Origin of the sequence: Acidovorax sp., from assembly GCF_022763525.1 — a bacterium.
In the GTDB taxonomy this organism is placed as follows: Bacteria; Pseudomonadota; Gammaproteobacteria; order Burkholderiales; family Burkholderiaceae_C; genus Acidovorax.
Genome location: NZ_JALEGG010000073.1, coordinates 1 through 8,354, shown reverse-complemented (window position 1 = coordinate 8,354; position 8,354 = coordinate 1). Strand labels below are relative to the sequence as shown.

General features: G+C 68.6%; 8 protein-coding genes. 7 read left to right on the top strand and 1 reads right to left on the bottom strand.

Annotated elements, in window-relative coordinates; translation table 11 throughout:
- The 3 genes from MRY84_RS05400 to mtgA all read left to right on the top strand — a co-directional run.
- The coding region (locus MRY84_RS05400) for a TonB family protein (protein ID WP_291504722.1) at positions 1 to 774 on the top strand (774 nt) is incomplete at its 5' end.
- Positions 775 to 892: 118 nt separating this feature from the next.
- Positions 893 to 1,741, top strand: coding sequence for a shikimate dehydrogenase (gene aroE, locus MRY84_RS05395; RefSeq protein WP_291504721.1), 849 nt, complete (start codon positions 893 to 895; stop codon positions 1,739 to 1,741).
- A 41-nt stretch (positions 1,742 to 1,782) separates the two neighbouring features.
- Positions 1,783 to 2,517 carry a monofunctional biosynthetic peptidoglycan transglycosylase gene (gene mtgA / locus MRY84_RS05390; protein WP_291504720.1) on the top strand — a complete coding sequence of 245 codons (735 nt, stop codon included), beginning with the start codon at positions 1,783 to 1,785 and terminating at the stop codon, positions 2,515 to 2,517.
- A gap of 72 nt (positions 2,518 to 2,589) precedes the next feature.
- Here the strand turns inward: mtgA and MRY84_RS05385 are convergent, their stop codons facing one another.
- Positions 2,590 to 4,080 carry a cytochrome P450 gene (locus MRY84_RS05385; RefSeq protein ID WP_291504719.1) on the bottom strand — a complete coding sequence of 497 codons (1,491 nt, stop codon included), beginning with the start codon at positions 4,078 to 4,080 and terminating at the stop codon, positions 2,590 to 2,592.
- A gap of 210 nt (positions 4,081 to 4,290) precedes the next feature.
- Between MRY84_RS05385 and MRY84_RS05380 the strand changes: the two genes are divergently transcribed.
- The 4 genes from MRY84_RS05380 to MRY84_RS05365 form a co-directional block, all read left to right on the top strand.
- Positions 4,291 to 5,163, top strand: coding sequence for an AraC family transcriptional regulator (locus MRY84_RS05380; protein ID WP_291504718.1), 873 nt, complete (start codon positions 4,291 to 4,293; stop codon positions 5,161 to 5,163).
- A gap of 95 nt (positions 5,164 to 5,258) precedes the next feature.
- Positions 5,259 to 6,944, top strand: coding sequence for a tannase/feruloyl esterase family alpha/beta hydrolase (locus MRY84_RS05375; protein ID WP_291504717.1), 1,686 nt, complete (start codon positions 5,259 to 5,261; stop codon positions 6,942 to 6,944).
- 117 nt (positions 6,945 to 7,061) lie between these two features.
- The gene (locus tag MRY84_RS05370; RefSeq protein ID WP_291504716.1) at positions 7,062 to 7,973 is read left to right on the top strand and encodes a helix-turn-helix domain-containing protein; all 912 of its coding nucleotides are present in this window, start codon (positions 7,062 to 7,064) and stop codon (positions 7,971 to 7,973) included.
- A 115-nt stretch (positions 7,974 to 8,088) separates the two neighbouring features.
- A partial coding sequence (locus tag MRY84_RS05365; protein ID WP_291504715.1) for a hypothetical protein occupies positions 8,089 to 8,354 on the top strand: 266 nt, incomplete at its 3' end.

Genomic DNA, 8,354 nt, shown 5'->3' with positions numbered 1-8,354 from the left:
GTGCGCTTCATCGACCCCGAGGGCTTCAACCGCGTGTTCGAGGACACGCCGCTCGAAGTCATCCTGGTCAACGCCAAGTCCAACGAACGCCCCGACAAGGCACAGGCCATCGCCCAGGCCAGTCTGGCCGGCGGTGGCGACGCCGACAAAGGCCGCGCCACCAGCCCGCTGCCCTACACCGCGCTGACAACCGTGGGTGACGACTTCGAGGAAGCGCAGCGCAAGATGGACGCGATGCAGGAGCAGCAGGCGCAGCTGCTGGCCCAACTGCGCAAGCAGCTGGCAACGATGCCAGTGCCGGACCCGCGCCAGGCCGCCCAAAGCGCCGAACAGGCCAACGAGCAGGAAAAGCGCCGCCAGCTGGTCAAGCTGCTGGCCGAAATCGAAAAACGCATCAACGAGGAAAACTCGCGCCCCAAGAAGCGCTACATCAGCCCCGCCACGCGCGAGGAGGCCTACGCCATCTACTACGACAGCCTGCGCCGCAAGGTGGAGGACAAGGGCACCGAGAACTTCCCGGAACAAGGCGGCAAGAAGCTGTATGGCGAGCTGACGATGATCGTGACCGTCAACCACGACGGCCGGGTGCTCGAAACCGAGGTCGTGCAGGGCTCCGGAAACAGCACCCTGGACCGGCGGGCCGAGGCCATCGCCCGCGCAGCCGGCCCCTTTGGCGCGTTCGGCCCCGACATGCGCAAGAAAGCCGACCAGATCGCCATGGTGGCGCGCTTCAAGTTCACACGCGACCAGACCCTCGAAACCAGTGTGAGGTAACCCCCCTGAGTCGCCTGCGGCGCCTTCCCCCAAGGGGACGCCGCCAGCGGCCTGGCAAAGCCAGTTCCGCGGCGGCCCCGGTCCGACCCGCCCACTGCATGCAGCCCTTGTTGTTCGAATGACCTCTTCGCCTCTCCCCCCCGACCTGTACTGCGTGATGGGCAACCCCGTAGGCCACAGCCGCTCGCCCGCCATCCACGCCCGCTTTGCCGAACTCACGGGCGAGCGCCTGCGCTACGAGCGCCGCCTGATCGCGCTGGATGGTTTTGCGCAGGGCGTGCGCGACTTCGTGGCCGAGGGGGGGCGCGGGTGCAACATCACCGTGCCCTTCAAGTTCGAGGCCCAGGCCCTCGCCACGACCTGCAGCGACCGCGTGCGCCTGTCCGGCGCCGCCAACGTGCTGAGCTTCGCATCCGACGGCAGCATCTATGCCGACAACACCGACGGCCTGGGCCTGGTGGCCGACATCACGCGCAATGCGGACGTGCCGCTGGCCGGTCGCGACGTGCTGCTGGTGGGCGCAGGCGGCGCCGCTGCCGGCGTGCTGGGCCCGCTGCTGCTGGCTGGGGCGCGCCACATCACCGTGGCCAACCGCACGCTGGCCAAGGCCCAGGCGCTGGTGCAGTCGCATGCCGCGTTGGCATCGCTACAAAAATCAGAGCTGGTTGCGCTTACCCCGCAAGCGCTGGAGGCCAATTTTGATGTGATCATCAACGCCACCGCCAGCAGCCTGGCCGGTGCCGAGGTGCCCGTGCCCGCGAGCGTGCTGCGCCCGGGTTGCCTGGCCTACGACATGATGTACGGCCCCGCCGCGCAGGGTTTTCTGGATTGGGCACGCCAGCACGGCGCGGTGCCGCGCGACGGGCTGGGCATGCTGGTGGAGCAGGCGGCCGAAGCCTTCCTGCTGTGGCGCGGCGTGCGCCCGCCGTCGGCCCAGGTGCTGCAGGAAATGCAGCAGGCCCTCTGACAATTCAAGCAACAACACCAAACACGGGGGGACACACCGCGATGAGAGCCGTGCTGCGCTGGCTGGGACTGGTGGTGATCGCCTTCGTGGCGCTGCAGCTGTTCTTTGCGGTCCGCATTGCGGCCATGGTGGTCATCGACCCGGAATCCACCAGCTTCCAGCGCTCGGAGGCCTGGGCCCAGCTGTCCAGCACCGGGCGGGTGCGCTGGCGCCAGCAATGGGTACCGTACGCCAGCATCTCCGACCACCTCAAGCGCGCCGTGATCGCATCGGAAGACGATGGGTTTGTGAGCCACGACGGCGTGGACTGGAACGCCATCGAAAAGGCCTGGGAGCGCAACGCCAAGGCCGAAGCCCTGGCCAGCAAGGCCCAGGCGCGTGCGCCCGAACGCCCCGTGCGCGCTCCCAAGATCCGCGGAGGCTCCACCATCACGCAGCAGCTGGCCAAGAACCTGCTGCTCTCGGGCGAACGCACGCTGCTGCGCAAGGGCCAGGAGTTCGTGCTCACGCTGCTGCTGGAGCAGCTGCTGAGCAAGGAGCGCATTCTGGAGATCTATCTGAACAGTGTGGAATGGGGCGACGGCGTGTTCGGTGCCGAGGCCGCCGCTCAGCACTACTTCCGCAAGAGCGCCAGCAAGCTCGGCACGGCCGAGGCCGCCCGCCTGGCGGTGATGCTGCCCGCACCCAAGCGTTTTGAGAAGACGCCCGGCTCAGCCTATCTGGCGGGGCGCACGCGCACCATCCTGGCGCGGATGGGAAGCGCTGAACTGCCGTGACCGCCCGGAGGCTGACCCGGGCCACGGGCTGCATCGTCGGTCGCGCGCGCCGTCAGCCGATTGACCGCCCCTTCAGCGCCGCACCAACCGCAGAGCCACCGGCGCCCCTGGCCGCAAGGTCACCTGCAGCTTCGGCACGCACGCCACCGCCCCCTCCGGCAACCCCAACCGGTACCGCTGCAGCAGCATCGCTGCCAGCAGCGTCATCTCCAGCATCGCAAAATGCTGCCCGATGCATACGCGCGGCCCCAGGCCAAACGGAATCCACGCGCCCTTGGGGATGGCCGGGGCGTCGTCCAGGAAACGTTCGGGCATAAACCGGTCTGGCTGCGCAAACCAGCGTTCGTCCCGATGCAGCACCCAGGGCGTGATGCGCAGCATGGCGCCCTGGGGCACCTCCACGCCGCCAAGCGTGATGGGCGCGGTGGTGCGGCGGGTCATCAGTGCGGCAATGGGTGGGTACAGGCGCAGTGCCTCTTTGAGGGTGGCTGTGAGAAATGGCAGCCGGGTCAGGTGCTCGGGGCCGGGCGCCTGGCCGGAAGGCAGCACGCTGTCCACCTCGGCCTGCGCACGCTGGGCGGCTTCGGGGTGTTCGGCCATCAGGCGGCTCCACCACAGCAGTGTGGTGGCGCTGGTCTCGTGCCCCGCCTGGAAGGTGACCATGCACTGGTCGAACACTTCCTGGGACGACAGGGGCTCGCCGGTAGCTTCGTCGCGCAATGCCAGCAGCATGTGCAGCAGGTCGGTGCGGGGCGCGGCCCCATGCTCCTCATGGCGGCGCGCGTCGATGTGGCGCTGCACCAGCCCCTTGAGCGCCCTCATCGCGCGCCGCTTGGCGGCCTTGCCCGGCAGGGGCAGCCAGTCGGGCAGCGTGAACAGCAGGAACATCTCGCGGAACGCGGTTTCCGATAGCGTCTGCGTGGCCCAGGCGGCATCGCGTGCATCGGCCTGGGCCGATTCGCTGAACAGCGTGCGCAGGATCACATCCATGGCCACGTCGGTCCAGAGCGTTTCCATGGGCACCAGGGCTTCGGCCTGCCCGGCGGGCACGGCGGCATCGAGCGCGCTGCGGGCGGCGTCGGTCATCAGTTCGGCGTAGCCAGCCACGCGCTTGGGGGTGAACGCAGGCATCAGCATGCGCCGCTGGCGCTGCCAGGTGTCGCCCTCGGTCACCAGCACGCTCTGGCCAAATACCTGCTCGAACACGGCGATGCCGCGCTCCCAGCGGATCAACCGGTCCGCATGGGCGACGAGCGCTTCGCGCACCAGGTCGGGCGACAGCAGATCCCACGCGTCTTCGTTGCCCAGGCGCATGCGGGTCAGGTCGCCATGCTCGCGCTGCAGGCGCGTGACGAAGCCCAGGTAGTCGGCCCGCATGGCCGCCAGCAGGGGCAGCCCCCACCAGCGGCTGGGCGGGCCGCCGGGTGCGGGGCGTGCGCCCGTGGCCATGGGGGCGGGGGCGGCAGATGCAGCGGAGATCGAGGGCGTCGCGGTGTTGCTGGCGTGGTTCATGGCCTGCATGGTGCGATGCAACAACGCACAGGTATTGAACGAATTCGACATCGTCTCTCAGGGGCGCCGCACGGTGAACCCACGCGCCGCCGTCAGGGAACTCGGCGCGAAACAACGCGCCGCGTGCATCTGCAGACTCGGGCGGTCTGCTGTGCACAGTTACCGCGCGATGCGTGCAGAGGAGCCCTAGGGAAAGCGCCAGCAGGGCATGGACACATCCCCTCCAATAATGGGCCCGCCCTCTGCTCAACCACTTTCGGTATGGACCGGATCCAGGGCCCCATCGGGCTCTTCAACGTCTCCCAGATGCCGCGATTCATTGCGGACAGCAGTGCCGCGCCGTGGCAAGGCGCGTTCTTTACCGATCTGGTCGCGGCAGGCGAAGGTGTGGTGGACCATGCGCACCAGCTGTTCTGTTTTCAGCGGACCCTGGTCCCGTTCCGGTTCCGCAAGGCCGGCTCCCACCACCACGCCTGGAGTACCGAACTGCCCGGCCTGCGGGTATGGGCACCCGGCGAAGAACAGCGGTTTGAATGGTCGGGCGGCGGAGCGAGGCAGTTTCTTTTCGTCCATCCTGCGCATGTTGAAGCGGTGCTGGAAAAGCCCTGGCACACCATTGGCGCCATGCTGCAAGGCACGCCGCTCGCGTTGGGCCGCTCCGCGGAATCGCTCATGGATGCGATGCGCATGGACATTCTGGAGAGCAGTCCCACTGGCGCCATGGCGGGAGACTTGCTGGTCGCGGCATTGCTCGCGCATGTTCGCCCACAGGAGGATGGCAACAAGGCCATGGCACCGGGCAGCCTGTCTCCGGCGGCCCGGCGGCGCGTGCTGGAGTGCATCGAGGCTCGCCTGGACACGCCGCTGGCCTTGGCCGAGCTGGCCCGGGACGCAGGGGTCAGCGTGCGGCACTTCAGCCGGGCGTTCAGCGCAGCCATGGGCATGCCGCCGCACCAGTACATCCTACGCCAGCGGGTGGAGCGCGCGCGGATTCTCGTGTCGCAAGGCATGCCCCTGGCAGAGGTCGCCCAGCAGGTGGGCTTTTCCGACCAAAGCCAGCTGTCGCGGACGTTTCGGCGGTTCACGGGGTGCTCCCCCACAGCGTTTCGTGGCCGACGCACTTCGATGTCCTGATTGCGCAAACGTGGCCTGAAGCGCCAAGACAGCGCCCACCCGCCGCCCTAAATTCGTTTCCGCCTCGGCAAGAGATCGAGGAGGAGACAAATTTGATGGCGAACACCCACATTCATTTCACCCGCCGTTCATCGGGCGCGGCCGCGGTGGCCGCGTTGTTGGCGGCTTGCGGAGGCGGCAGCGGGGACGGCGCCGTGCCCGTGGCCTGCGAATCGATCACCACGGAAACCCTCAAGCTCCCGGGCATCAAGGTGAGCAGCTCCACGTCTGTTCCGGAGAAATCGGACGGCTCCGCCACTGAAAACTACCCGGCCCACTGCAAGGTCACCGGCACACTCAACGAGCGCACGGGGATGGACGGCAAACCGTACGCCATCGGCTACGAAGTGCGCATGCCAAAAACCTGGAACGGCAAGTTCCTGTACCAAGGCGGCGAAGGGACGGACGGCGTGCTGGCCCCGGCCCTGGGCAAGCTCTGGAACACCGACAGCAACGCGCTGCGCCAGGGCTATGCGGTGGTGAGCAGCGATGGCGGGCACGCCACGGGCCAGGCCGACGCGACGTTCGGGCTCGACCCGCAGGCGCGGTCCGACTACGGATACAACGCCGTGGGCAGCGTCACCCCGGCGGCCAAGCAGATCGTGAAACTGGCCTACGGCCGCGCGCCGGAGCGCTCGTACTTCCTGGGCTGCTCCAACGGCGGCCGCGGGGCGATGGTGGCGGCGTCGCGGTTTGCCGACCAGTTCGACGGGCTGGTGGCGGGCAATCCGGGCTACGACCTGCCCAAGGCGGCCGTGCAGCAGATCTGGGACACGCAACAGTTCATGCAGGCGGCCGGGCCAGGCCAACTGCCCAAGGACGCATTCCCGCAGGCCACCATGGATTTCGTGGGCAGCCGCATCCTCGCGAAATGCGATGCCCTGGACGGCGCCGAGGACGGCATCGTGCAGAACCGGACCGCCTGCCAGGCAGCCTTTGACTTTGCGCGGGATGTCCCGGCGTGCACGGGAGGTGCGACCTCCAACTGCCTTCCGACCGCGCAGAAGAACGCCCTGCAAAAGGTATTCGATGGCGTCAAGAACAGCGTGGGCCAGAGCCTTTACACCAACTTCCCCTGGGACCCGGGCGTGGCGGGCGAGAACTGGCGCTTCTGGAAGCTGGAGGCCGCGCCGATTGCGCCGCTGCCGTTCAATACACTGATCGGCGCGGGCGCCGTGGGCTACATCTTCACCTCGCCGCCGGATGCACCGTCTCTCGCGGACGCCGGCCTGGGCTACCAGCTGCGGTTCAGCATGGACACGGACGCCCCCAAGATCTTCGGCCGCTCCAATGTGTTCAAAGAAAGCGCGCTGGAGTTCATGAACCCGCCGGACCCCCAGCTCGCTGCCCTCAAGAGCCGCGCCGGCAAGCTCATCGTGTACCACGGCACCGCCGATCCCGTCTTCTCGGCACACCGCTCCGTCGAGTGGTACCAGGCCCTGGCCAGCAGCGACGCGAATGCCGGCTCCTACGCCCGCCTCTTCCTGGTGCCGGGCATGAACCACTGCAGCGGCGGCCCCGCCACGGACCGCTTCAACATGCTGGCCGCGCTGGAACGCTGGGTGGAGCAAGGCCAGGCGCCCGACAAGATCATCGCCAGCGTGAACCCCGCGGACCCCGACGTGCGCCTGCGCAACTGGCCTGCGAAACGCACCCGCCCGCTGTGCCCTTACCCCCAGCAAGCGACCTTGATTGCCGGCGCGCAGGACCTGGAAAGCGCGGACAGCTTTGTGTGCAAATAGAAGTGAACGGTCTGCGGCGGCCGCCTTGAGCTGCGCCGCGCAGTGCAAGCCGGAGGGGCGCACGTCGCCGGGCGTCGGCGGTTCGGGCGTGCGCGCCACGCCCTACACTCCTGCCGCATGGCAACCCTGGTCCCTCCGTCCCCGCGCCATCCGGCAGCGCTCATCCCATCGGGCCAGCTGTGGCTGCCGCGAGCCAGCCTGTCGGCCTGCGTGCGGGCCGCCATGGCGCGCAACACGGTGGGCTACACGCTCAGCGACGCACAGCGCATCAACCGTTTTCCGGCGTCACCGCTGTGCAGCCTGAGCTGGTGGTTTGAAGGCCGCAGCGAAGCCCTGGTGGCCGAGCGCCCCGACACCATGCCCACGGAGCACAGCCCGCGCGAGGCCTACCCCGGCCGCTGGGTGCTGGCTGGCCCGCAGACCCGCCCCACCTCCAGCTACTGCGCCGGGCCCACACACGCGATGATGGTGATGTTCATGCCGGACGCGCTGCACCAGCTCACCGGCGTGGACCCCGGCGCACTGACCGACCGCATGGTGGACGCGCAATCCGTGTTGCCGCCCGACTGGATGGCACTGTGCGAAGTGGTGCAGAGCCTGCCCGACAACGCGGCCCGCCTGCAGCAGCTGGAGGACTTTCTGGAACCCCGCTGGCACGCCTGCCGCCCCCCGCAGCCCTTGCCCACACTGCGCTACGGCGACTGGGCTGCGCACCTGGCGCAGCGGGCCGCCCTGTCGGCGCCCGGCCGCAGCCTGCGCCAGCTGGAGCGGCGCATCAAGCGCTGGGCCGGGCTGCCCCTGCGGGAGTTGCGGGGCTTTGGCAAAGCCGAGCAGGCGTTCTTCGACACCATCGCGGCCGACGCTGCGCAGGGCTCGGTCAAATGGGCCGACGTGGCAGCGGGCGCCGGGTTCTCGGACCAGTCGCACCTGTGCCGCGTCACGCGCCGCATCACCGGTTACGCGCCGCAGGCGCTGTACGAGGGCATCTACGGCCACGAGGCATTCTGGGCGTACCGGATCTGGGTGTAGCGCACCCCCTACATCGCCGATCGGATGACCCTGCGAGATCGCAGGCGAGCGCCCACCCGCAACGCCAGCTGGCCTACAGTCACGGTGCATCTCTCATCCCCCGGGAGGCCCCCGCATGAAGACTCCGCATTCCCTGGCCGCAGCTGCGGCCCTGCTGCTCACCGGCAGTGCCCATGCGGCATACACGGCGTACATCTATGAGAGCAGCGGAAATGTCCTTGCCAGCGGCAGTGGCAGCCTCAACCTGGCCGGCACGGTGGGAGCCGGCGTGGGCGCCACTGTGGCGCTAATGGCGCCCACGTTTGGCCTGCTGCACACCGGCGTCGCCGGCAGTGCGGACAGGTACGCCAACATCGTGGGCCCCGTGGCGTTCGGCCCCGG

What these genes read in the sequence shown, in the direction of transcription:
- MRY84_RS05375 (WP_291504717.1), top strand. Translation starts at nt 5,259, where the DNA reads ATGGCGAACACCCACATTCATTTCACCCGCCGTTCATCGGGCGCGGCC.
- MRY84_RS05380 (WP_291504718.1), top strand. Translation starts at nt 4,291, where the DNA reads ATGGACCGGATCCAGGGCCCCATCGGGCTCTTCAACGTCTCCCAGATG.
- MRY84_RS05370 (WP_291504716.1), top strand. Translation starts at nt 7,062, where the DNA reads ATGGCAACCCTGGTCCCTCCGTCCCCGCGCCATCCGGCAGCGCTCATC.
- aroE (WP_291504721.1), top strand. Translation starts at nt 893, where the DNA reads ATGACCTCTTCGCCTCTCCCCCCCGACCTGTACTGCGTGATGGGCAAC.
- mtgA (WP_291504720.1), top strand. Translation starts at nt 1,783, where the DNA reads ATGAGAGCCGTGCTGCGCTGGCTGGGACTGGTGGTGATCGCCTTCGTG.
- MRY84_RS05385 (WP_291504719.1), bottom strand. Translation starts at nt 4,080, where the DNA reads ATGTCGAATTCGTTCAATACCTGTGCGTTGTTGCATCGCACCATGCAG.